This window comes from Ensifer sp. ENS03, from assembly GCF_014852035.1.
GTDB lineage: Bacteria > Pseudomonadota > Alphaproteobacteria > Rhizobiales > Rhizobiaceae > Ensifer > Ensifer adhaerens.
Genome location: NZ_JACVAV010000001.1, coordinates 1,251,100 through 1,274,589, shown reverse-complemented (window position 1 = coordinate 1,274,589; position 23,490 = coordinate 1,251,100). Strand labels below are relative to the sequence as shown.

At 63.0% G+C, this 23,490-nt stretch carries 19 protein-coding genes and 2 pseudogenes; 14 read left to right on the top strand and 7 right to left on the bottom strand.

Annotated elements, in window-relative coordinates; all coding sequences use genetic code 11:
- Window positions 1-97: 97 nt before the first annotated feature.
- The 3 genes from IB263_RS06230 to IB263_RS06220 form a co-directional block, all read right to left on the bottom strand.
- Window positions 98-1,426, bottom strand: coding sequence for a murein L,D-transpeptidase (locus IB263_RS06230; protein WP_034803761.1), 1,329 nt, complete (start codon window positions 1,424-1,426; stop codon window positions 98-100).
- 493 nt (window positions 1,427-1,919) lie between these two features.
- Window positions 1,920-2,432 carry a transcriptional regulator LdtR gene (gene ldtR / locus IB263_RS06225; RefSeq protein ID WP_034803764.1) on the bottom strand — a complete coding sequence of 171 codons (513 nt, stop codon included), beginning with the start codon at window positions 2,430-2,432 and terminating at the stop codon, window positions 1,920-1,922.
- Window positions 2,433-2,562: 130 nt separating this feature from the next.
- Entirely contained in the window at window positions 2,563-3,000 is a 438-nt protein-coding gene (locus IB263_RS06220; protein ID WP_112975700.1) for a DUF6163 family protein, read from the bottom strand.
- Here IB263_RS06220 and IB263_RS06215 point away from each other — a divergent pair.
- The 5 genes from IB263_RS06215 to IB263_RS06195 all read left to right on the top strand — a co-directional run bounded on the left by IB263_RS06215 (window position 2,999) and on the right by IB263_RS06195 (window position 6,629).
- On the top strand, window positions 2,999-3,187 hold the full coding sequence (locus IB263_RS06215; RefSeq protein ID WP_060522162.1) for a hypothetical protein: 189 nt from the start codon (window positions 2,999-3,001) through the stop codon (window positions 3,185-3,187). The genes IB263_RS06220 and IB263_RS06215 overlap by 2 nt on opposite strands.
- Window positions 3,184-4,200, top strand: a complete 1,017-nt coding sequence (hemB, locus tag IB263_RS06210) for a porphobilinogen synthase (RefSeq protein WP_090294563.1) — start codon at window positions 3,184-3,186, stop codon at window positions 4,198-4,200. Before IB263_RS06215 ends, hemB begins: the two co-directional genes overlap by 4 nt.
- Window positions 4,201-4,288: 88 nt before the next feature.
- Window positions 4,289-4,753, top strand: a complete 465-nt coding sequence (locus IB263_RS06205) for an RDD family protein (RefSeq protein WP_034803777.1) — start codon at window positions 4,289-4,291, stop codon at window positions 4,751-4,753.
- Between the two features lie 187 nt (window positions 4,754-4,940).
- A complete protein-coding gene (locus IB263_RS06200) occupies window positions 4,941-5,729 on the top strand; it encodes an arginyltransferase (RefSeq protein ID WP_034803779.1) in 789 nt (262 codons plus the stop codon).
- Window positions 5,730-5,732: 3 nt separating this feature from the next.
- Window positions 5,733-6,629, top strand: coding sequence for a DMT family transporter (locus tag IB263_RS06195; RefSeq protein ID WP_060522160.1), 897 nt, complete (start codon window positions 5,733-5,735; stop codon window positions 6,627-6,629).
- 126 nt (window positions 6,630-6,755) lie between these two features.
- Here the strand turns inward: IB263_RS06195 and IB263_RS06190 are convergent.
- Together IB263_RS06190 and parC are read right to left on the bottom strand one after the other, a co-directional pair.
- Window positions 6,756-7,058: pseudogene (locus IB263_RS06190) on the bottom strand (transcriptional regulator); the annotation flags it as partial.
- A 164-nt stretch (window positions 7,059-7,222) separates the two neighbouring features.
- The gene (gene parC, locus IB263_RS06185) at window positions 7,223-9,499 is read right to left on the bottom strand and encodes a DNA topoisomerase IV subunit A (protein ID WP_112771269.1); all 2,277 of its coding nucleotides are present in this window, start codon (window positions 9,497-9,499) and stop codon (window positions 7,223-7,225) included.
- A gap of 446 nt (window positions 9,500-9,945) precedes the next feature.
- Here parC and IB263_RS06180 point away from each other — a divergent pair, with 446 nt between their 5' ends.
- The 5 genes from IB263_RS06180 (at window position 9,946) to groL (ending at window position 16,141) form a co-directional block, all read left to right on the top strand.
- Window positions 9,946-11,145 carry a hypothetical protein gene (locus tag IB263_RS06180; protein ID WP_034803785.1) on the top strand — a complete coding sequence of 400 codons (1,200 nt, stop codon included), beginning with the start codon at window positions 9,946-9,948 and terminating at the stop codon, window positions 11,143-11,145.
- Between the two features lie 584 nt (window positions 11,146-11,729).
- Entirely contained in the window at window positions 11,730-13,058 is a 1,329-nt protein-coding gene (locus tag IB263_RS06175) for a cytochrome P450 (protein ID WP_226020675.1), read from the top strand.
- A complete protein-coding gene (locus tag IB263_RS06170; RefSeq protein ID WP_192437950.1) occupies window positions 13,045-14,052 on the top strand; it encodes a lysophospholipid acyltransferase family protein in 1,008 nt (335 codons plus the stop codon). Before IB263_RS06175 ends, IB263_RS06170 begins: the two co-directional genes overlap by 14 nt.
- Before the next feature lie 135 nt (window positions 14,053-14,187).
- Window positions 14,188-14,421, top strand: coding sequence for a hypothetical protein (locus tag IB263_RS06165; protein WP_034803790.1), 234 nt, complete (start codon window positions 14,188-14,190; stop codon window positions 14,419-14,421).
- 94 nt (window positions 14,422-14,515) lie between these two features.
- On the top strand, window positions 14,516-16,141 hold the full coding sequence (gene groL, locus IB263_RS06160; protein WP_192437948.1) for a chaperonin GroEL: 1,626 nt from the start codon (window positions 14,516-14,518) through the stop codon (window positions 16,139-16,141).
- A gap of 22 nt (window positions 16,142-16,163) precedes the next feature.
- Here groL and IB263_RS34030 read toward each other — a convergent pair.
- Window positions 16,164-16,765 (bottom strand): annotated as a pseudogene (locus IB263_RS34030) (TetR/AcrR family transcriptional regulator).
- Between IB263_RS34030 and IB263_RS06150 the strand changes: the two are divergent.
- Window positions 16,728-17,159, top strand: a complete 432-nt coding sequence (locus IB263_RS06150) for a serine hydrolase (RefSeq protein ID WP_371814048.1) — start codon at window positions 16,728-16,730, stop codon at window positions 17,157-17,159. The pseudogene IB263_RS34030 and the gene IB263_RS06150 sit on opposite strands and share 38 nt — an antisense overlap.
- A 78-nt stretch (window positions 17,160-17,237) precedes the next feature.
- Here IB263_RS06150 and aspS read toward each other — a convergent pair whose 3' ends face one another.
- On the bottom strand, window positions 17,238-19,025 hold the full coding sequence (aspS, locus tag IB263_RS06145; RefSeq protein WP_060580900.1) for an aspartate--tRNA ligase: 1,788 nt from the start codon (window positions 19,023-19,025) through the stop codon (window positions 17,238-17,240).
- A gap of 327 nt (window positions 19,026-19,352) precedes the next feature.
- On the opposite strand from aspS, the gene IB263_RS06140 reads away from it, so the two are divergent.
- The 3 genes from IB263_RS06140 (at window position 19,353) to rnd (ending at window position 23,338) form a co-directional block, all read left to right on the top strand.
- Window positions 19,353-20,594 (top strand): MFS transporter, encoded by a 1,242-nt coding sequence (locus IB263_RS06140; RefSeq protein WP_089043952.1) that lies wholly within the window; start codon window positions 19,353-19,355, stop codon window positions 20,592-20,594.
- 93 nt (window positions 20,595-20,687) lie between these two features.
- Window positions 20,688-22,088: a multicopper oxidase family protein gene (locus IB263_RS06135; protein ID WP_192437944.1), complete on the top strand. Its 1,401-nt coding sequence runs from the start codon at window positions 20,688-20,690 to the stop codon at window positions 22,086-22,088.
- Window positions 22,089-22,165: 77 nt separating this feature from the next.
- The gene (rnd, locus tag IB263_RS06130; protein WP_034803806.1) at window positions 22,166-23,338 is read left to right on the top strand and encodes a ribonuclease D; all 1,173 of its coding nucleotides are present in this window, start codon (window positions 22,166-22,168) and stop codon (window positions 23,336-23,338) included.
- The last annotated feature ends 152 nt before the right edge of the window (window positions 23,339-23,490 follow it).

Below are 23,490 nucleotides of genomic sequence, written 5' to 3'. Positions count from 1 at the left end.
CCCATCTGCCGCGCCGAAATATCGCGGCGCTCAACCCATGAAAAAGCCGCGCTCCCAAGGGAAGCGCGGCTCGAAGAATTCCGTGTCGCAAATTCGCTTATTGCGGCAAGGCGTCCTGGTCGACCGAGCCGGGCGACTGCTCGACGCCATAGGGGGTCTGCAGCGCCAGTTCGGTGGCACCGTCGCGCTGATAGATATCGTCGCGGAACTGCACGACGCCGTCCTTGGCAGACCAGGCGGTGATGTAGGTGAAGAAAACAGGGACTTCCTCGGCGAGCGTGATCGGCGTGTTGACGCCGGTCTTGATGGTCGCCTCGATCTGCTGGCGCGACCAGCCGGGCGTTTCCTTCAGAAGCCAGGTCGAAAGGTCGCGCACGTTCTGTACGCGCACGCAGCCCGACGATTCGAAGCGCATCAGCTTGTTGAACAGGCCCTGCTGCGGCGTGTCGTGCATGTAGACCTGATGCTCGTTGTGGAAGTTGATCTTCGTCGACGACATCGCGTTGATCTTGCCCGGGTCCTGGCGGAACATCAGGTTCGGTGCCTTCTCGGCGTTCCAGTCGACGGTTTCCGGCGACACTTCGCCGCCGCTGCCATCAAACAGGCGGATCGAGTTGCGCGCCAGATAGGTCGGATCCTTACGCATCAGCGGCATGATATCCTTCTGGATGATCGAGCGCGGCGCGGTCCAGTAGGGGTTGAGGATGACCTCGTAAATCTTCGAGTTCAGGATCGGCGACTGGCGGTCGATCTTGCCGACGATCGCCGTGTGGCGCAGCGCCACGCGGCCGTTCTCGACCGCTTCGATGTAGGCCGCAGGGATGTTGACCATCACGTAGCGGCGGCCGAGGTCGCCCGACATCGACTGCAGGCGCACGAGGTTGGTCTGGAGCTGGCCGAGGCGGGTGTTGGCGTCGACATTGATCGCCTTCAGCGTGTATTCGCCGATGACGCCGTCCGCCGGCAGGCCGTGGCGGGCCTGGAAGCGCTTGACCGCGCCTTCGACGTAGCTGTCGAAGGACGAGGAGATGCCGGCCGAACGCGGCAGGTCGCCGGAAACCATCAGGCGCTGGCGGAGCTGCTGCACGGACGGATCGGTGACGCCGAGTTCAAGCTTGACGCTGGTCTGGACCGACGGCCAGCCGCCCTGGGACACGATGTTCTGATAGTCGAAGATCGCTTGCTGCACATGGGCGATCGTTTCCGGGCCGAAAACCGGCGTGTTCGAAACGACCGTCGTCGCGGTTCGCGATGCCCCTTTCGCGTCGAACTGGTCGTCCCAGGAGCCGCGGCGAGGCGAATTGATGATCTCGTTCAGGGCGTCCTGTGCGCTTGCCGCGCCGGCGACTGCCACGGCGCCGAAGGTCGCTGCCGAGCGCAAGAAGGCGCGGCGCGAGAATGCATCAATTCCATTCTTTTTCGACATAATCCTACCATCCCAATGCGTCGGCACGCGCCCTATGCGCTGACACGCACGTTGCCGGAGCCCTAACACGATCGTGGTTAACAAAGGTCAACCAACGAGCCACCCTGCCCTCACATGTCTTCACGATGCCGCGAGTGAGGACCCTCATCCGGCAGGCGAAACGCGAAACGAATCCACACGCAAGAAAACACGTGGGCGCACCTACCGCATGCCGTCGTCGCTGTCATAGCAATATGGCCAATTCGTGTCTCGGCGCGAGCGAACGGCGACATGGCATGCCTTTTGCTTTTCGCTGGACGCGACTGGGTTGCAGCCGAACCGGAAACGGCAACATTCTGATTTACTAATGTTTTTGGTTTGAAAAATCACGCGAACGCGAGGAAAGCGTGCCGCAGCGGTGCAGCTTTTCGGCAACAGAACGGGGTGCCGCAAATGGCAAAGGTCGGACACGCAGGGATTGCGCCCGACCCTTGAACTGGAGGTTTTGGCCTGATTACAGGCGATACATGATCGAGTCGTTCCAGAAGCGATCGAGGCGCTGCAAGAGCTTGTTCATCTGGGTGAACTCGTCCGAGCCGATGCCGCCGACCTTCTGGATCGAGCCGACGTGGCGCTCGTAGAGTTTGGCAACGGTTTCGGCGATTTCCTGGCCGTCTTCCGTCAGGCTGATGCGGACCGAGCGGCGGTCGACGCGGGAGCGCTGGTGGTTGATCAGGCCGAGATCGACGAGCTTCTTGACGTTGTAGGAGACGTTCGAGCCGAGGTAGTAGCCGCGGGAGCGAAGTTCGCCGGCGGTCAGTTCCGAGTTGCCGATGTTGAAGAGCAACAGGGCCTGAACGGCGTTGACGTCGCTGCGACCTTCGCGGTCGAACTCGTCCTTGATGACGTCGAGCAGGCGGCGGTGCAGACGCTCGACGAGGTGAAGGGATTCCATATAGAGACCGCGGATGGTTTCTTCCTGGGGGTCTCGGGGCTGAACTGCCTGCGGCTTCATCTTGGTGTTCATTTGACTGCCTCACTGTTTTGTTTGGCGGTGTCTGTTTGTCTTCCCGCCTTGAGTGAGACCCTATCGAATACGTCTAAAATTCTACTTAAACCGCAGCCTTAACAAGAGCTTGCCATTTGGCGACCCTGTCTCAGGGTGAATCAACCCTTACCTGCCTGGCGAGCCGCCAGCGCTGGTAGAAGATCGCCGCGCGGAAAAGAACAAAGGTAACGGCAACCGCCGCATGCAGCATGACCAGCAGCGGACGGCCGCCGAAACCGGCCGGATAGAACTCGTACATCACGATCTCGATGGCTGCCGCAACCACCCAGACGACCGGCCCCCAGGAGACCAGCAGCCACAGGCCGAGGGCGGCGACCGGATAGATGACTGCAAGTGCGGTTGCGGCCGCCCGCCACTCCGGCGTCAGGAGATCGAAGCGTCCGGCGCCGCCATGGGAAAACCCGATCAGCATGGCCCAGTAGTTCAGCGCGAACCAGATGCATGAAGCGGAGACCAGACGCAGAAACAGACCGAAGAGGATCTCGGTCAGCGACGGTTTCGGCACATGGGCAGAATCATGAAGCATGGCCGGCAAGATAGGGCGGGTCTTTGCCATCCGCCAGCGGCATCGCGCCGTCCCCTCCCCCATGGCTCCTCTTAAAGAGAAGAAATGCCGCAGCCCGTTCGCCGGCCGCGCGGTTCCCAATGGCGGCCAGCCCATGATAAAGCGCTTGGCTATCGACGATTTTCACGGGAAAGGCGCGGCGCGATGAACGACAGGACAAATCTTGTGGACAGGGTCACCGGCCATCGCCGCATGCGCCGCAACCGCAAGGCCGACTGGACGCGCCGGCTGGTGCAGGAGAACCGCCTGACCGTCGACGACCTGATCTGGCCGATCTTCATCGTGCCGGGCGAGAACATCATCCAGCCGATCGACGCGATGCCGGGCGTCAACCGCATGAGCATCGACAAGGCGGTCGAAGCGGTGAAGGAAGCGGCCGATCTCGGCATCCCGGCGATCGCCACCTTCCCCAACATCGACCTGTCGCTGCGCGACGATACCGGCTCCAACAGTCTTGCCGCCGACAACCTGATCAACCAGGCGACGCGCGCCTTCAAGAAAGCCGTGCCTGAGATCGGCATCATCACCGACGTCGCGCTCGACCCCTTCACCAGCCACGGCCATGACGGCATCCTGCGCAATGGCGAGATCGTCAACGACGAGACGGTCGAGACGATCGCAAGGGCGGCCGTCGCCCAGGCGGACGCCGGCTCCGATATCATCGCCCCCTCCGACATGATGGACGGACGCATCGGCGCCATCCGCCAGGCGCTCGACGCTCACGGCCACCAGAATGTCGGCATCATGTCCTACGCGACGAAGTTCGCCTCCGGCTTCTACGGTCCCTATCGCGAGGCGATCGGCACCGGCGGCCTTTTGAAGGGCGACAAGAAGACCTATTACATCGACCCGGCCAACGGCACCGAAGCGATCCGCGACGCAGCCCTCGACGTCGAGGAAGGCGCCGACATGCTGATGGTGAAGCCAGGCCTTCCCTATCTCGACATCTGCTGGCGGATGAAGGAAGCCTTCGGCCTGCCGGTCTTTGCCTACCAGGTGTCCGGCGAGTATTCGCAGGTGAAGGCGGCGGCTGCCAACGGCTGGATCGATGGCGAGAAGGTGATGCTCGAAACGCTGCTCGCCTTCAAGCGCGCCGGCTGCGACGGCATCCTCAGCTACTTCGCGGTCGAAGTGGCCCGCATTCTCGCCAAGGGCCGCTGAAACGCACCGCTTGATCCCGGCTCCGATCCTTGTTTTGCAGGGAATGCCATCCCATATCCTTGCTGTAACCAAACGAGGCTTTTGACCGATGACCATGCACAACGAAGAACTGAGGCTGCCGAGCAATGACTGGCGCGCCTATCAGGGCGTGCTGTCGCGACGCGTCTTTGCCTTTCTGCTCGATTACGCGATCATCGCGCTCCTCTGGATCCCCGCGGCGGTCGTCGTCTTCTTCCTCGGCATCTTGACGCTCGGCCTCGGCTTCATGCTTTATCCGGCGCTCTTTGCAATCGTCGCCATGCTCTATTTCGGCCTGACGGTCGGTGGCCGCGAACAGGCCTCTCCCGGTATGCGCTTGATGGGCCTGGCGATCGCTCGAACTGATGGACGCCCGATGGACTTCCTGACGGCGATCGTCCACCTCGTCATCTTCTGGATCGCCAACGCGCTGCTGACGCCGCTGATCCTGCTGATCGGCCTTTTCACCGACCGCAGCCGCCTGCTGCACGACCTGCTGATCGGTACCGTCACGGTGCGCCGCGACATGTATTGAAACCGGCGCAGGCATAGAGCTGAAAGCGTAAGGCGGTGTTTTCCGCCTCACCGCCGCCACCTATTGTGGTCACCACTAAAATATCGGCCGGCGCAGGCGGAAGCGGCAAACGAGTGAGTTGACGTTTTCCATTCTTGCGCCATGCTACTGTCATGAACCACAGCGCGAAGAGTGACCTCCGCACTCGATGAACACACAGACCGCACCGTCTCCGCAATTTTATCTGACTGCGCCGGCAGCCTGCCCTTATCTGCCGAACGAGATGGAGCGGAAGGTTTTCACCCACATGGTGGGCGAGCGCGCGCCCGAGCTCAATGATCTCCTGACGCAAGGCGGCTTCCGACGCTCGCAGAACATCGCCTATCGCCCGGCTTGCGAGACCTGCCGCGCCTGTATTTCGGTGCGCATCCTCGCCAACGAGTTCAAGCCCACCCGTTCCATGCGCCGGGTGCTTGCCGCCAATCACGACGTGATCTCGGCGGAATATCCGGCCGAGCCGTCGAGCGAACAGTACAACCTCTTCCGCCGATACCTCGACCGACGCCACCAGAAGGGCGGCATGTCGGACATGTCGGTGCTCGACTATGCGATGATGGTCGAGGACACCCATGTGCACACCAAGATCATCGAGTATCGCCTGAGGGTGGAAGGCGACGGCGTCAGCGAGAAGGCACGCGGGCCGCTGATCGCTGCGGCGCTCACCGACCGCATGGGCGACGGACTGTCGATGGTCTACTCCTTCTTCGACCCGACGCAGGAAGAGCGGTCGCTCGGCACCTTCATGATTCTCGATCACATTCGCCGCGCCCGGGAGCGCGGCCTTCCCCACGTCTATCTCGGCTACTGGGTGAAAGGCTCGCGCAAGATGGGGTATAAAACAAAGTTTTTGCCGCAAGAGCACCTCATGGCCCGTGGCTGGGAGCGCTATGAAGGCGGAGACACCACCCTGGAAGCCGCTCCTACGAAAACGGGTTAGAAATTGAGTTCATCTTCCGATGCCGCGATGCACCGGCGCGGCCTTGCCATCACCGGCCTCGGCGGCCTTGCCCTCTCCTTCGACATTCCGCTCATCCGATCCGCCGGCGGCGACGTCTGGTCGCTGCTCGCCGTGCGCAGCCTGTCGACTTTCGTGATCGCGCTCGGCGCCTGGTTCGTACTCAACCGGGTGCTCGGCCGGAAGATTTCGCTGCTGCCGGGCAAGACCGGCCTTTTGGTCGGCGTCTTCTACGGAATCAATTCCTGCACGTTCCTGCTCGCCGTCTTCAACACCTCGACGGCGAATGTGGTCTTCATCCTCGCCTTCACCTCGATGTTTGCCGCCATCCTCTCCTGGATCTTTCTGAAGGAGAGACCATCGAACGCGACGCTCGTGACCATGCTGGTCATGGTGCTCGGCGTCGGGCTGATCGTCCAGGACGGACTGGAAAGCGGTCACCTCTTCGGCGACGCCATGGCGGCATCCTCCGCCTTTCTGCTGGCAAGCGCGATTACGATCAGCCGTGCGAGCAAGCGCGACATGGCGCTGGTGCCACTGGTGACGGCGATCTTCCCGGCGGCCGTCGCTCTCCTGATGCTGCCGGCCGGCGGCTTCACGATCGCCGCCCCCGGCTACATCCTCTTCAACGGCCTGGTGATGATCCCGCTCGCCTTCTTCTGCCTTGCGACCGGGCCGCGTTATCTCTCAGCCCCGGAAGTGGGCATGTTCTATCTGCTAGAGACTATTCTCGCGCCGATCTGGGTCTGGATGGTCTTCGCTGAAACGCCGACAACGCAGACGCTGATCGGTGGCTCGATTCTCGTCTTCGCGCTGATCGGCCATTCGCTTTGGCAGTTGCGCAGCCGGTCGCTGAGAGCGGCCGTTGCCTGCGCCGAGTAACGCTGTTCAAGACTTGTCGTCGCGCTGACCGCTGGGCCGCGGACGACGCTGCTTGTGGTCGACGCCCCGATCGCGCACCGGCAGCGGCTCCTGCGGCTGTCCCAGCGAAGCCGGGCGGACGCCGGGCATCTCTACGCGCATGACCCACAGTTCGCGGTTGGTGTTGATCCAGGTGGCCGCGACGCTCAACGGCGCCGGATTGCCGATCAAGGCGTCGCCGTCGCGCCGTTTGAGGCGGGTGACGAGGCCTGCAGCCTCCAGGAGCGCGATGTGCGTCTCCAGCTCTTCGCGGGTTGCCGCGACGGCTACGGCAATATCGGCGACGCGCGCCTCACCGGCAAAAAGGATCTCGAACACCCGGCGGCGGACCGGGTGGGCAAGGGCCAGCAGGACGTCGTCAAGGGCTGTGGCATTCGGCATCGCTGTCATCCCTGTTGGACGCGCAGTGATCCATTATAGCCTTCCGGCTTACAAGCGCCAGTTGCGCCTGCGTTTCATTTGGATTTCCAATGATTTAAGAGATCGCGCCAAACTGCGCCAAAACGAAACAGGAGCCACGCGACCTCTCGACCGCATGGCTCTCCTTATCCCGGTCAGCCGCTGAACTTGCCGCTGCGCGGGAAGCCCTTCGGAACGACGCGGCCGGCAGAAGCGCGGTCGCCCTGCCATTCGATCAGTTCGTCCTTGGTCTTGGTAAAGACCCGGCCGGCGCTGTCTTCCCAGACGAGACCGTCGGCGATCGTGAAGCAGCGAATGTCGGAGATGCCGCCATCCTTGTAACGCTGCAGCCGCACGCCCTTGCCGCGCGCCATCTCGGGGATCTGGACGAGCGGGAAGACGACCAGCTTGCGGTTTTCGCCTACGACGGCCACGTGATCGCCCTTGACCGGAACGACCAGCTTCGCTTCGTCGCTGGCCGAGACGTTCATCACCTGCTTGCCCTTGCGGGTATTGGCGACGATATCGCTTTCGGTGACGACGAAGCCGTTGCCGGCAACCGAGGCGACGATGAGCTTGCGCGCCGGGTCATGAACGAAGGCCGTCAGGACGTCCTGGTCGGTCTCCATGTCGACGATGATGCGCAGCGGCTCGCCATGGCCGCGACCGCCGGGCAGCTTGTCGCCGCCGAGCGTGTAGACCTTGCCGCCTGTCGTGAAGACGAGGATCTTGTCGGTCGTCTGCGCCGGGAACGCCACCTTCAGCGCGTCACCCTCCTTGAACTGGAGCGACGACGTGTCGGAGATGTGGCCCTTCAGCGCGCGGATCCAGCCCTTCTCCGAGATGACGACGGTGATCGGTTCCTTCTCGATCATCGCCTGCTGGATCGCTTCTACGTCGGCGTCCGGCGCATCGGCAAAGGTGCTGCGGCGCTTGCCGATCTCGGTCGCCTTGGCAAACTTCTTTTTGACTTCGCCGATTTCCCAGGCGACGGTCTGCCATTGCTTTTCGTCGGAGGCGAGCAACGCCTCGATCTCGGCCTTCTCCTTCGAGAGCGCATCGAACTCGGTGCGGATCTCGAATTCCTCGAGCTTGCGCAAGGAGCGCAGGCGCATGTTGAGGATCGACTCGGCCTGGAGATCGGTGAGCGAGAACCGCTCCATCATCACCGTCTTCGGCTCATCCTCTTCGCGGATGATGCGAATGACTTCGTCGATGTTCAGATAGGCGACGAGGTAGCCGCCGAGGATTTCGAGCCGGCGGTCGATCGCGGCCAGCCGGTGGCGCGATCGGCGCTGCAGCACTTCGCGGCGATGCGCCAGCCATTCCGACAGCACTTCGTTCAGCGCCATGACGCGCGGCACGCGTCCGAGCGACAGCACGTTCATGTTGAGTGGGATGCGGCTTTCGAGCTCGGTCAGCTTGAACAGCGATTCCATCAGGATGCCGGCATCAACCGAACGGGTCTTCGGCACGAGGACGATGCGGATGTCTTCGGCCGATTCGTCGCGGATGTCTTCGAGCAGCGGCAGTTTGCGGGCGACCAGGAGCTCGGCAATCTTTTCGATCAGGCGGGACTTCTGCACCTGATAGGGGATTTCGGTGACGACGATCTGGTAGCCGCCGCGCCCAAGGTCTTCCTGCGCCCAGCGGGCACGAACACGGAAACCGCCACGGCCGGTGCGGTAGGATTCGGCCATGCTTTCCCGGCCCTCGACGATCACGCCGCCGGTCGGGAAGTCGGGCCCTTCGATGCCGCCCTTTTGCGGGTTGGCCGGATCGTAAAGCAGATCCTCGACGGTCGCGTCGGGATGGCGGATGAGATGCAGCGCCGCGTCGCAGAGTTCATGCGCGTTGTGCGGCGGGATCGAGGTGGCCATGCCGACGGCGATGCCGGTCGCGCCGTTTGCGAGCAGGTTCGGGAAAGCGCCGGGGAGCACGGTCGGCTCCTGGTCTTCCTCGTTGTAGGTCGGGCGGAAATCCACCGCGTCCTGGTCGATGCCTTCCAGGAGCAGCGAGCAGACGTCCGTCATCTTCGCTTCGGTGTAACGCATCGCCGCGGCGTTATCGCCGTCGATGTTGCCGAAGTTGCCCTGGCCGTCGACCAGCGGATAGCGGATCGCGAATTCCTGCGACAGGCGCACCAGCGCGTCATAGATCGACGCGTCGCCGTGCGGATGGAACTTACCCATCACGTCGCCGACGATACGCGCGCATTTCTTGAACGACGAGTTGGGCCTCAGCCCCATCTCGCTCATCGCATGCACGATACGACGATGCACGGGCTTCAACCCGTCGCGAACGTCCGGAAGCGCGCGGTGCATGATGGTCGACAAGGCATAGGCGAGGTAACGCTCTTCCAGCGCCGCCTTGAGGTCAACCGGCTGAATGTGATCGTCCCCGCCTGACGGGGGATTGAGGCTTTGTCCCATAGGTTCTTGCTAGCGCAACAAACCCGGAACGGCAAGGTTTTCAGGGCTTGCGCTTGTGGAGAACCACCTCGCCCCAAATAACCGGCTCTCGCACCGATCCGCTTGCCCCGGCGCAATGTTCGTGCAACGGTCGCGCCGCTATGCGTCGGAGGCTGCCGCCAGGTAACGTCCCGGAAAGCATGCCCGAGCAGGAACATGTGCGGTTCGCCCAAGCGAATATAATTTCGCCCTGTTTCGTAATAGCTTCGGCTGGAGTTGATTTGGACGATTTGCAAGGGGGATCGCAGGACGCGCATTGGCAGACGGAACTGGCGGCAGCGCGCCGCCGACAAAGACGAATGCTGCCATGTGCCTACAGTTGACGCCCTCGCCAAGGGAACCAGATCAGCGACGCCTTATCTTCTTAAACAGCTACACAATCAAACATTTTCACGAAGGAACTCGAAATGATGCACACGCGCAAGATCCGCCTGATGATGGCGAGCGCCGCGCTTCTCACGCTGACCGGCCCGGCCTTCGCGCTCGATGGCGCCGATTTGATGAAGAAGCTCGACGCAGCGACGAACGCGAACGGCACCTCGATCACCTATGACAAGGCCGAAGTCGACGGCGACAAGGTGACGGTGACCGGCGTGAAGCTGAAGGTCGCGAGCCAGCCGGGCGACGCTGTGGACCTGAATATCGGGGACCTGACCTTTGAGGGCGTCGAGGAGACCGAAGGCGGCGGCTATTACGCCGAAACCGTTTCGTTCCCCGACGTCAATGTCAGCCAGGACGAAGGCGCCATTTCCGTCAAGGACATCCTGCTCTCCGGCCTGACGATCCCGGCCAATGCGACCGGCGGAACGATCAACGACATCATTCTCTATGAAAGCGCCAGCACCGGCCCGATCGCCGTCAGCTCCAAGGGCAAGGAAGTCTTCTCGCTCGAAAGCACCGAAGCCAACCTCGCGCGCCAGGAAAATGACGCCGGCTTCGACTTCGACGCGACCGCTTCCGGCATCAAGGCCGACCTGTCGTCGGTCGAGGACGCCAAGACCAAGGAGGCGATCGAAAAGCTCGGCCTCACCACCATCGACGGCGCCCTGACCATGAAGGGCAGCTGGGAAGTCGAAAGCGGCAATGTCGCGCTCGAAGAATATGCGCTCGACTTCAAGAATGTCGGCCGGCTGAACTTCGCTCTCGACATCTCCGGCTACACGCTTGCCTTCGTCAAATCGATGCAGGAAGCGATGAAGGCTGCCGAAGCCAATCCGAACAAGGAAGAGGCCAACCAGGCCATGGGTCTCGCCATGATGGGCCTCATGCAGCAGCTGACCTTCAACAGCGCCGAAATCCGCTTCGACGACGCCTCGATCACCAAGAAGGCGCTCGACTATGCCGGCTCGCAGCAGGGCGTGACCGGTGAGCAGATGGCACAGTCGCTGAAGGGCCTGGTGCCGATCATGATGGCGCAGCTCAACGTGCCGGAACTGCAGAACCAGGTGTCGGCTGCCGTCAACGCCTATCTCGATGGCCCGAAGAGCCTGACGATCAGCGCGGCACCGGAAAAGCCGGTTCCGTTCCCGATGATCATGGGTGCCGCCATGGGCGCGCCGAACACCATCCCGTCGGTGCTCGGCGTCAAGGTAACGGCGAACGACTAATCGTTCAGGTCTCTCCCGGCCTCAGCCGAGCCCGGGAGAAGCCGACATGACGACCAGCCTTGCGCGCCGAGACAGGCGCGCAAGGTTTGATGGCGCCGCACCGGCCTCCCATGTGGCCCACGGCATTCACTCGACGGACTTCGCCGGCCGAAAACTGCGCCGCCGCCCTCCCGTGAAAGAACAAGCATCGCCCTTACTTGCGAACCGCATAGTCGGATCACGTTGCAAGCCCTTGTGGAGCACGCATCGGCTGCGGGGCTCTTTTCTTCCCGGTGAGCTATTGCTTGCACCAAGAAATTTTCACCGTAAGGCGATAGCGTTTTTCATCGAAATCGTGCATGCCACCCTCAGGCAATTCAGAATCCGACTTCCAACGAACTTGAGAGCATTTAAGCCTCGAAGAGGACGTCTCGGACTTTGTGCAAATATACAAATACATGCCCGAATATCGTCTCCACGTTACGGCAGATCGGACGTAAATGCTCGCCTGGCTCCAGCAGTCTGTAAATTTCACTGAAGAATTGTTGGAGGGGAAATTCGCCCCTGTCCGAGCTGACTACTATACGGGCCCGCCCGGTAAGCCGTTGCGGCTGCTGCTCCAGGCGCGAACGGATTTCCTGTCGATCTGGCGGGCGAGCGACTATACTGAAACGATCTCGCAGACCCGGATCCTTGGGCGGCAGATCATCGTCGTCAACTCGCCCGACCTGATCCGGCAGGTCGTCGTCAAGCGTCATGAAAACTTCGAGCGCAAGAGCCCGCAGATGCGCCGGGCACTCGAATTCCTGCTGGGCGACGGGCTGTTTATTTCGGACGGGGACACCTGGAAGCAACGCCGGCCGCTGGTGGCGGACATCGTCCACGCCAAGCGGGTCCCCTCTTTCGGGCCCGTCATGGAAAATACGACCAGCGAACTGGTCGAGCGCTGGAACCGCATGCCCGATGGCGCCGAGGTCAACGCGTTGCACGAAATGGCGGGGCTGACCGCCGAAATCATCGCGCGCAGCGTCTTCGGCAACCAGCTCGGCGACGGTAGCGCGGCGGCGGTGACCGAGGGCTTCACCAGCTACCAGTCGCTGGTCGATTCCATCAACATCGGTTACTTCCTCGGCTTTGACGACGGCCTGCCGGTGCTGCGCACGCCGAGCCTGCGTCGTTCGGTCAAGCGCATCCACGCAACTATCGACAAGGTTGTTGAGGATCACCTTGCCGGACGCGGCGACCACAATTCGATGGTCGAGCTGCTGATCCGCCGCCAGCAACGAAACCCGGAACTGAAACTCGACCTCGTCGCCTTGCGCAACGAGGCCGCGACCATCTTCATGGCCGGGCACGAGACGACGGCGGCGACGCTGACCTGGACCTGGTATCTGCTTTCGAAGGCAGGCTGGGTCGAGAAGGCCGTTCACGACGAAATCGCCAGGGTCTGCGGCGACCGGACACCGACGATCGACGACGTGCCTCAGCTCGAATGGTGCCGGGCAGTTATCGAGGAGACGCTTCGCCTCTATCCACCGGTTCCGATCCTGGCGCGGCAGACCCGCGAGGCGGATATGATCGGCGACGTTGCCGCAGAGCCGGGCTCGCTTGTGCTGATCGTGCCGTGGCTCCTTCACCGGACTGAAAGCCTCTTCCAGGATCCACACCACTTCCATCCGGAACGGTTTACCGAAGGCCGGCGCCCGACGCCCTACAGCTTCATCCCCTTTGCCAGCGGACCGCGCGTCTGCCCCGGCCTGCATTTCGGACTGACCGAAGCGATCCTGTGCCTGGCGATCATCGCGCAGCGCTACCGGGTTCGTGTGAGCCAGCGCCACGCGGTCGAACCGATCTGCCGCCTGACCCTCAGGCCGAAGAATGGCCTGCCGGTCACCTTGCACAAGCGAGAGGCCCCGTCGCATGGCGCCGGATGATCCGCACGCGGCGCAGCCGATCGGCAAGCGCAGGGCCTGGATCTTCGCCGAGGAAAGCGCCCCGCGGCTCGCCGATGCACTGGCGGGTGGCGACAGGGCGCGGGCCTTCCGGCGCTATTGGATCACCGACAACATTTGGAACGTCGCCAACATCGCCGCCCATTTCGGCATGAAGCTTCTGCCGATGGACGCCTGCTCCAGGCTCGGGGCGGCGCTCGGTCTCTTCATGGTTTCGCGCTTCCACAAGGTGGCAACCCGCCGCGCCCGTGAAACCATCGAACAGTTGCGGCCGGACCTTGACGCCCCGCAACGCGAGGCACTGTTTCTCGAAAACTGTCGCGCTCAGGGACGGTTGATGACGGAGTTCTCCGTCGTCAACCGATTGCAGCAGCGGCCGGAGCGGCTGAAGACCGAGGGCCTTGCACCCATCCGTGAGGCGGCAAACCGCGGCCCAGTCATTCTCGTCGGCCTGCATCTCGGCAACTGGGAAGTGGGCACGATCGCATTCCGCAAGCTCGGCCTCCAGCCGCATGCCTTCTATGTGCCGCCCAAGGGCCGGGCCAAGGCGTGGATCGCCGGTCGGGTGCGCAGCAAGGCTGGCTTGCAGTTTCTGCCTCCGGGAATGGACGGGATCCGGCCGGCACTGAAGGTTCTGAAAGGCGGCGGCGTTGTCAGCATCTTCTGCGACGAGGGGTTCGGCGGCATGATCCGCGGGCCGTTCTTCGGCCGCCGGCCGCATCAGGAAGGCAACATCGCCATCGCCATACGGCTGGCGCGCATGACGGGCGCTACGATCTGCCCCTGGTACGGCCTTCGCACCGACGACTTCCGCTTCGAATGCACGGCCTTGCCGCCGATACGTTTGCCGGCGGAAGAGCGCCCCAATGCCCGGCTGCTGGATGACATGCAGTTGCTGAACGACACGATCGAGCCGGTCGTCCGCGCCCATCTCGACCAATGGTATTTCCTCGATAACGCGCTACGGCCGCAGTGAGCTTACTCGCGCCTTTTTTAACGCCTGCACGTCGCGGCTTTGCGATCGGCGCTTGATGCCGGCCGGGTCTGGCCTATTTATTCCGCCAAGGACCGAAATCCCTGTTCCTGACCGATAAAACGGAAGGAGAAACCCATGGGACTGAAGCAGGCGGACATTACAGCCATCCTTGGCCCGGTTGACGAGACGCTGATGGCCGAACTGCTTGCGACCGGCGCGACGGCCGGCGAGCTTGCGGAGGCGATCGCCTGGGTCAACAACGATGAAGCGCTGATCGGGGAAGGCCGCCATCTGCCGGCCGGCCGCGTTGCGGCGCTGATCGATATCTTGACCCCGGACAACGAAGAAGAGCGGAATTTGGGACTGTAGTCGCGAAAGCCGGTTGCCGGTACGTCCGATTGCAAGCCGCCTTCCGGGCGGCTGGGTGCGTGAGGCCATATGTTCGTGTTGAGGGAGGTCCACAATGGCTGCCAAGGAAGTCAGGTTCAGTAGCGATGCCCGCGATCGGATGTTGCGCGGCGTCGACATTCTCGCCGATGCGGTCAAGGTCACGCTCGGCCCGAAGGGACGCAACGTCGTCATCGAACGCGCCTTCGGCGCGCCGCGCATCACCAAGGACGGCGTGTCGGTCGCCAAGGAAATCGAGCTCGACGACAAGTTCGAGAACATGGGCGCGCAGATGCTGCGGGAGGTCGCGTCGCGCACCAGCGACGTGGCCGGCGACGGCACAACGACGGCCACCGTGCTCGCACAGGCCATCGTCAAGGAGGGCGTCAAGGCGATCGCGTCCGGCATGAACCCGATGGATCTGAAACGCGGCATCGATCTCGCCGTCGATGCGATCGTCGCGAAACTGAAGACCCACGCGCGCAAGATTTCCAACAATGAGGAGATCGCGCAGGTCGGCACGATCTCGGCCAACGGCGACGCCGAAATCGGAAGCTATCTGGCAAAGGCCATGGAGCGTGTCGGCAACGAAGGCGTGATTACGGTCGAGGAGGCGAAGACGGCCGAAATCGAGCTGGAGATCGTCGAAGGCATGCAATTCGACCGCGGCTATCTCTCCCCCTATTTCGTCACCGACCAGGAGAAGATGCGGGTTGAATTCGAAGACCCCTACATCCTCATTCACGAAAAGAAGCTTTCCAACCTGCAGGCGATGATCCCGATTCTCGAAGCAGTGATCCAGGCAAGCCGGCCGCTGTTGATCATCGCCGAGGATGTGGAAGGCGAAGCGCTGGCGACGCTGGTCGTCAACAAGCTGCGCGGCGGGCTGAAGATCGCCGCCGTCAAGGCGCCGGGCTTCGGCGACCGGCGCAAGGCGATGCTCGAGGACATCGCCATCCTGACGGGCGGGACCGTCATCTCCGAAGATCTCGGCATCAAGCTTGAAACCGTGACGCTCGCCAATCTCGGGCGGGCCAAGCGGGTGATGGTCGAGAAGGAAGACACCACCATCGTCGATGGCGCCGGCACCAAGGCGGACATCGACGGGCGTGTCGGCCAGATCAAGGCGCAGATCGAGGAAACGACCTCCGACTACGATCGCGAGAAGCTGCAGGAACGGCTGGCCAAGCTTGCCGGCGGCGTCGCGGTGATCCGGGTGGGCGGCTCGACGGAAGTGGAAGTGAAGGAAAAGAAGGACCGGGTCGACGATGCGCTGCATGCGACGCGGGCCGCGGTGGAGGAAGGCATTCTGCCTGGCGGCGGCGTCGCGCTGCTCCGCGTCGTCCACGCGCTCGATGGGCTCAAGCCCGAAAATGACGACCAACGCGTCGGCGTCGAGATCGTCCGGCGGGCGCTGGAGGCGCCGGTGCGCCAGATCGCCGAAAACGCCGGCGCCGAAGGCTCGGTCATCGTCGGCAAACTTCGGGAGATGAGCGACTTCGCCCAGGGTTGGAACGCGCAGACCGGTGAATATGGCGATCTCTACCGCATGGGCGTCATCGATCCGGCGAAAGTCGTGCGGGCGGCGCTGCAGGATGCGGCGTCGGTCGCCGGCCTGCTTGTGACCACCGAAGCGATGGTCGCCGAAAAACCGAAGAAGAACGTACCCACGCCACCGCCCGGCCCGGGCATGGATTTCTGACCCGCGCCAGGCGGTCGGTCGCCTAGCCGGACGGCTGCCGGTGGCGCCCGACCTCGGCGATCGCAAGTTCAGCGATCGGCAAGAGGTCCGCTTCGCCGGCACCGTCCTGCGCCTGGACGGTCATGCCCTGGAGAATGGCGCCGACGAAGCGCGCGAGGCCGCCGGCCTCGGTATCCGCACGTAGTTCTCCGTCCGCTATGCCCTGCCGGAAGCGCGCCTCCAGCAAGGCCAGCGCTCAGTGCGCAGGGCCGAGACGTGATTTGCGATTGCCTGATTTTCGACGGCGCAGGTCAGCACCGCGGTTGAGATCATGCAGCCCCTCGGTCGGCCGGGGCGGGTAAATTCATGGGCCGAGGCGCGCAGCAATTTGCCGATCACCTCAACCACGTGCCCTCCGCCAGCAAGATTGCGGCCGGCCGCCGCCCCCTCCTCGCGTCGATATTGTTCGAGCGCCTCGCGATAGAGGTCCGCCTTCGAAGTGAAGGCGGCACAGAGGCTTTGCGGTGTGATCCCCATGGCGGCGGTGAGATCGGCGATCGACGCGCCCTCGTAGCCGAGCCGCCAGAAGGTTTCGCCGGCGGCACCAATCGGCGAAGGCAAGCTGACGTTCTCGCCGGACCGCATCCTCGACGCCCAGCAATTCCCCTCAGGTGGGGCCGGCATGGCCGGGACGGCCAAGGATATGCTGACCTTCCTCGAAGCCATCCGCAAGGGCGGCAGCCCCATCCTGTCAGTAGAGACGGTGAAAACGATGATGCAGGACCAGACCGGGCCCGAAGCTCAGACGCAGGGTCCGGGCTGGGGCTTCGGCTATGGCTGGGCCGTGCTCGTCGATCCCAAGGCTGGCGCCACGCCGCAATCGAAGGGCACGATCCAATGGGGCGGCGCCTACGGTCACAACTGGTTCGTAGATCCCGTCGAGAAGATCACCGTCGTCGCCATGACGAACACGACCTTCGAGGGCATGTGGGGTCCGTTCACCCGCGAGGTTCGCGACGCCGTCTACGGCAGGCACTGAACAGACATGGCGCAGACAAAGAAAAAGCCCGACGAGACGATCGCCGGGCTTTCCTTTTGGGGTCAGGCCCGTTCGACCTCAGTCCTTCTTCTGCGGAATCGGGCGGATCGCCAGTTCGCGCAACTGGGCCGGCGTCGCTTCGGACGGTGCGCCCATCAGGAGGTCGACGGCCTGCTGGTTCATCGGGAAGATCGAAATCTCGCGCAGGTTCTTGGCGCCGACGAGCAGCATGACGATACGGTCGATGCCGAATGCCATGCCGCCATGCGGCGGTGCACCGTACTGGAAGGCGCGGTAGAGGCCGCCGAACTGATCTTCGACTTCCTGCTGCGACTTGCCGGTCAGCTCGAACGCCTTGACCATGACTTCCGGAAGCTGGTTACGGATCGAGCCCGAGGCGATTTCGAAGCCGTTGCAGACCATGTCGTACTGGTAGGCCTTGATCGACAGCGGATCTTCGCCGTTCAGCGCTTCCAGACCACCCTGCGGCATCGAGAAGGGGTTGTGGGCGAAGTCGATCTTCTTTTCGTCTTCCAGCCATTCGTAGAACGGGAAGTCGACGATCCAGCAGAATTCGTAGCGGTCGCGGTCGACGAGGTTCAGTTCCTCGCCGGCGCGGGTGCGGGCTTCGCCAGCAAACTTGTAGAACTTGGCGGGGTCACCGGCGACGAAGAAGCAGGCGTCGCCGTCGTCGAGGCCGAGCTGGGTGCGGATCGCATCCGTGCGCTCTTCGCCGATGTTCTTGGCGAGCGGGCCGGCGCCTTCGAGCTTTTCGCCCTCCTTGCGCCAGAAGATGTAGCCGAGGCCGGGCTGACCCTGGCTCTGCGCCCAGGCGTTCATGCGGTCGCAGAAGGCGCGCGAGCCACCGGTCTTGGCCGGGATCGCCCAGACTTCGACCTTCGGGTTAGACGCGATCATGTTCGCGAAGACCTTGAAGCCGGAACCGGCGAAGTGTTCGGTAACCGCCTGCATCTCGATCGGGTTGCGCAGGTCCGGCTTGTCGGAGCCGTATTTGCGGATCGCCGTGTCGTAAGGAATGCGCGGGAACTTTTCCGTCACCGGCTTGCCGTCGGCAAACTCCACGAAGATGTCGCGGATCACCGGTTCCATCGTCGACCAGACGTCTTCCTGCTCGACGAAGCTCATTTCCAGGTCGAGCTGGTAGAACTCGCCCGGCAGGCGGTCGGCGCGCGGGTCTTCGTCGCGGAAGCACGGGGCGATCTGGAAGTAGCGGTCGAAGCCGGCGACCATCAGCAACTGCTTGTACTGCTGCGGCGCCTGCGGCAGGGCATAGAAGCTGCCGGGATGAATGCGCGAAGGCACGAGGAAGTCGCGCGCGCCTTCCGGCGACGAGGCCGTCAGGATCGGGGTCGTGTATTCGGTGAAACCGACGTCGCCCATGTGGCGGCGCATCGACGAGATGATCTGGGTGCGCTTGACGATGTTCTTGTGCAGCGTGTCGCGACGCAGGTCGAGGAAGCGGTACTTCAGGCGCACGTCTTCCGGATAGTCCGGCTCGCCGAAGACCGGCAACGGCAGTTCCTTGGCGGCCGAGAGAACCTCGATCTCCTGCGCATAGAGTTCGATTTCGCCGGTTGGCATGCCCTTGTTGACGGTGTCGTCCATGCGCGCCTTGACGAGGCCGTCAATGCGCACGACCCATTCGCCGCGAACGGTCTCGGCCGCCTTGAAGGCGGGGCTGTCGGGATCGGCAACGACCTGGGTGATGCCGTAGTGGTCGCGCAGGTCGATGAAGAGCAGGCCGCCATGGTCGCGGACGCGGTGGACCCAGCCCGAAAGGCGAACGGTGGAACCGACGTCCGACTTGCGGAGGGCGGCACAGGTGTGGCTGCGGTAACGGTGCATCGTCTTATCCCGGAATTGCAAAGAGCCGCGCAAGCTCGTGGGACACAGCGCGCGGCAACATGGTCAAAATCGGGCGGAAAAGCGCATGATGCGCAGCCTTTGTCAAGCTGCAGCGCCCGCTGCCGCCCCCGATGGAGGTGCGTTGTAAACGAAGGCAAGAGCCAGTCCAAGACCGCTTGTGACAGAAGGCGGCCGAAATGCCGCGAAAAGAACGGCAATCGTCACAATTCGGGACTGTCCGGCGGCAGAATGCGGGGCTACACATGAGCAAGGCCCGATAGTGATCCCACCCGAGTCGTGGCCGCCTGCCCGGATGTCGCCTGCCCCATGTCCCAGATTCGCCCGCTTATCCCCCTCCTCGTCACCGCAGGCATCCTCATCGGCGGCAACGGCCTGCAGGGCACTTTCATCTCGCTGCGTGCACTCGAAGAAGGTTTCTCGACATCGCTGATCGGCGTTATCGGCGCCGGCTACAATATCGGCTTCGCGCTTGGCTGCGTCTACGTCACCCGCATCCTGCGCTCGATCGGTCACATCCGCACCTTCTCGGCGATGGCGGCGATCGCTTCGGCCGCAGCCATCTCGATGGTGCTCGTCATCAATCCGCTGATGTGGTTCCTGATGCGGCTTCTTGCCGGCATCTGTTTCGCCTGCCTGTTTGCGACAGTCGAGAGCTGGCTCAATGCCAGCGTCACCAATAAAAACCGGGCCCGCACGCTTTCGGTCTATCGCCTCGTCGACCTCGGCTCGGTCACGGCCGCACAATATGTCATTCCTGGCATCGGGCTTGGCGGCTTCGAGCTTTTTGCCATCATCTCCATGGCGCTGACGCTGTCGCTGGTGCCGATCTCCTTTGCCGACCGCTCGAGCCCTGTGGCCCCGGAGGCGATCCGCTTCGACGTCAAAGCGCTCTGGAACATCTCGCCGCTTGCGACCGTCGGCTGCATCGTCGTCGGTCTGACCAACGCCGCCTTCCGCTCGCTCGGGCCGATCTATGCGCAGGGCATCGGCCTGTCGGTGACGGCAATCGCCACCTTCATGAGCGCCGGCATCATCGGCGGCGTCGTGCTGCAGTATCCGCTCGGCCACTATTCCGATCGGTTCGACCGCCGCCTGATCATCCTGATCGCCACCTTCGGCTCGCTGCTCGCAGGCTTGTTTCTCGCCTTCGGCGCCGGCAACGACGAATGGCTGAACTTTGCCGGTATCTTCCTGTTCGGCGCCTTTGCCATGCCGCTCTATTCGCTCTGTTCGGCCCATGCGAACGACCACGCGGCCGAGGGGCAGCATGCGCTCGTCTCCGCCGGCATGCTGTTCTTCTGGTCGCTGGGCGCGATCATCGGGCCGCTGTTTGCCTCCTTCCTGCTCGAGATCTTCGGGCCGCAGGCGCTGTTCATCTACACGGCAGCGATCCTCTTCCTGTTCATGCTCTACACCCTGCAGCGCATGACGGCGCGCGGGCCGGTGCCCGCCGGGGAGCGCGCCTTGCCGTTCCGCAATCTCCTGCGCACCTCGTCCTTTTTCAACAAGCTCGCCGCCGGCAACAACCACAAGCGCAAGGATCGCTGACCTGCGGCAAGATGCGCGCGATCCGGATAATTGCTGAACACAATAATCAGGTTTAGAACCGGGGCACCTCAAACAGCAGCCGAGATTGCCGAAATGCCCGTCATCAGCCGCCGCACCTTCCTCCAAGGCTCCGCTGCTCTCGGAGGCGCCTTCGCGCTCGGCGCCGGCATGGCGGCGCGCGCCGGCGCCGCACCCGATCCGCAGATCCTGATGGCACAGCTTGCCGAAACCCAGATCGCCAAGGATGGGCTTACGCCCAAGGTCATGACCTACGGCTTGGGTGAGGCTCCAAGCAGCGGCATGCCGCCCGTCCTGCGCATGCGCAAGGGCGAGCCCTATGCGGCCCGCCTCTTCAACCGGCTGGACGAGCCGACGACGGTACATTGGCACGGACTGCGCATTGCCAACGCCATGGATGGCGTGCCGGAACTGACGCAGCCCTATGTCTATCCGGGCGACCGTTTCGACTATGTGTTCACCCCGCCGGATGCCGGCACCTTCTGGTATCATCCACATTGCAACACGCTGACCCAGATGGGTGCCGGCCTGACCGGCATGATCGTCGTCGAAAACCCGGACGATCCGACGTTCGATGCCGAGATCGTGCTCAACCTGCGCGATTGGCGGCTCGGCACCGGCGGCGCGTTCATCGACGCATTCAAGCCGCGGGATGCGGCCCGCGGCGGCACTTACGGCACGGTGCGCACCGCCAACTGGCAGCAGGAGCCAACTTACGACGCACCGGCCGGCGGCCTGGTGCGCGTGCGCATCGCCGCAACCGACGTCACCCGCATCTATACGATCGGCCTTGAGGGCGCTGAGGCGAAGGTCATCGCGCTCGACGGCAATCCGGTCGACAAGCCCTTTGCACTTGATCGCTACGATTTTGGGCCCGGCCAGCGCGTCGATCTTGTCGTGCGCATGCCCGACGGCGAGGGTCAGACGGTTGCGCTCGGCAACCTGCGTGGATCGCATCCCTGGACGATCGCGCGCTTCCGGTCAGCCGGAGCGTCGCTCAAGCGCGACCTTCGGGGTGTCGGCCCCCTGCCTGCCAACCCGATCGCGGAAGCCGACCTCTCCACCGCCACCCGCGTGCCGCTCGAACTGACGGCGACGGCCGAGCACAAGGCGACGCCTTCGATCTGCGGTTCGCTTGGCTACACCTTCTGGGCGATCAACAAGGTTCCGTGGCCGGGCGACACGCCCGATCCGATCGCGCCGATCGAGGAGATGAAGCTCGGCAAGAGCTATGTGCTGGAGGTCGCCAACCGGACGCCGCATGCGCACCCTATCCATCTGCACGGCCTGAGCTTCCGCATTCTCAATTCCAACAAGCGGACGTTCCTGCCGCCGCCGACCGATACGATCCTGCTTTTGCCCGATGAACAGGCGGAAGTGGCGCTTGTGGCGGACAATCCGGGCGATTGGGTCGTGCATTGCCATATCATCGAGCACCAGAAGACCGGCATGACGGGTTATTTCAAAGTCGTCTGAGATTTCGATTGTGACAGATGCCGCGAAGAGTTACACGAAATTCCAAGCCGCATTTTCGCCACAGTGATTTAAATCTGATGATTGAAACAACAGCAGACCTTGAGGCCGCCTGCCAGCAGCTGGCCCTATCAAATTATATTACGATTGATACCGAATTTCTTCGCGAGACGACTTTCTGGCCGGAGCTTTGCCTGATCCAGATGGCGAGCCCGGACCTTGCCGTCATCGTCGACCCGATGGCGAAGGGCATCGATCTTGCGCCCTTCTTCGCGCTGATGGCAAACCCTGAGGTCATCAAGGTGTTCCATGCCGCGCGTCAGGACATCGAGATCATCTTCCATCTCGGAAACCTTATTCCGCATCCGATCTTCGATACGCAGGTCGCAGCGATGGTTTGCGGCTTTGGCGACAGCGTTTCCTATGACCAGCTGGTCAACCGCGTCACCGGCACGCAGATCGACAAGTCCTCGCGCTTTACCGACTGGAGCCGCCGTCCGCTGACCGAAAAGCAGCTCGACTATGCGCTGGCCGACGTGACGCATCTGCGCGACATCTACAAATACCTGGCGGCAGAACTCGAGCGCGAAGGCCGTTCGCTCTGGCTGACCGAAGAGATGGCCATTCTCGAAGCCCGCGACACCTACGACCTGCACCCTGACGACGCCTGGCAGCGGCTGAAGATGCGGGTAAAGAAGCCGATCGAACTCGCCGCGCTGAAGACGGTCGCCGCCTGGCGCGAGCGCGAGGCACGCGCCCGCAACGTGCCGCGCGGCCGCATCCTCAAGGATGACGCCATTTACGAGATCGCCCAGCAGCAGCCGAAGGATGCGGAAGCACTGGCACGGCTCCGGACCATTCCCAAGGGCTGGGAACGCTCCACCGCCGGAACGGCGGTCGTCGAGGCCGTCAACGAGGCGCTGGCGATCCCGAAGGCCGATCTGCCGAAGCTTCCGCGCCAAAGCCATGCGCCGGAAGGTGCTGCGGCCGCTGGCGAGATGCTGAAGGTGCTTTTGAAGCTGATCGCCGAGAAGCAGGGTGTCGCCGCGAAGATCATCGCCAACAGCGAAGATCTCGACAAAATAGCTGCCGAGGGCGAGAAGGCGGATGTCGCCGCGCTCAAGGGCTGGCGGCGCGAACTCTTCGGCGAAACGGCACTGAAGCTGATCAACGGCGACGTTGCCCTGCGCTTCGTCGACAAGAAGATCGAAGCAGTGGAAATCAGCGCCGAGATCACGTCCGCGTCAGCTTGAAAAAGGGATTGGGCGGAGACAAGTTTCCGCCTGAATCCAGCTCTAGCGAAGGGCCGGGCGGAACAGAATCACCATCGTATCAAACGATGTGACGTGAGCCGGCGCCTTGGGCAACGCCGACCGACACGGATGCCGCCTCTTCCGGTACCGGA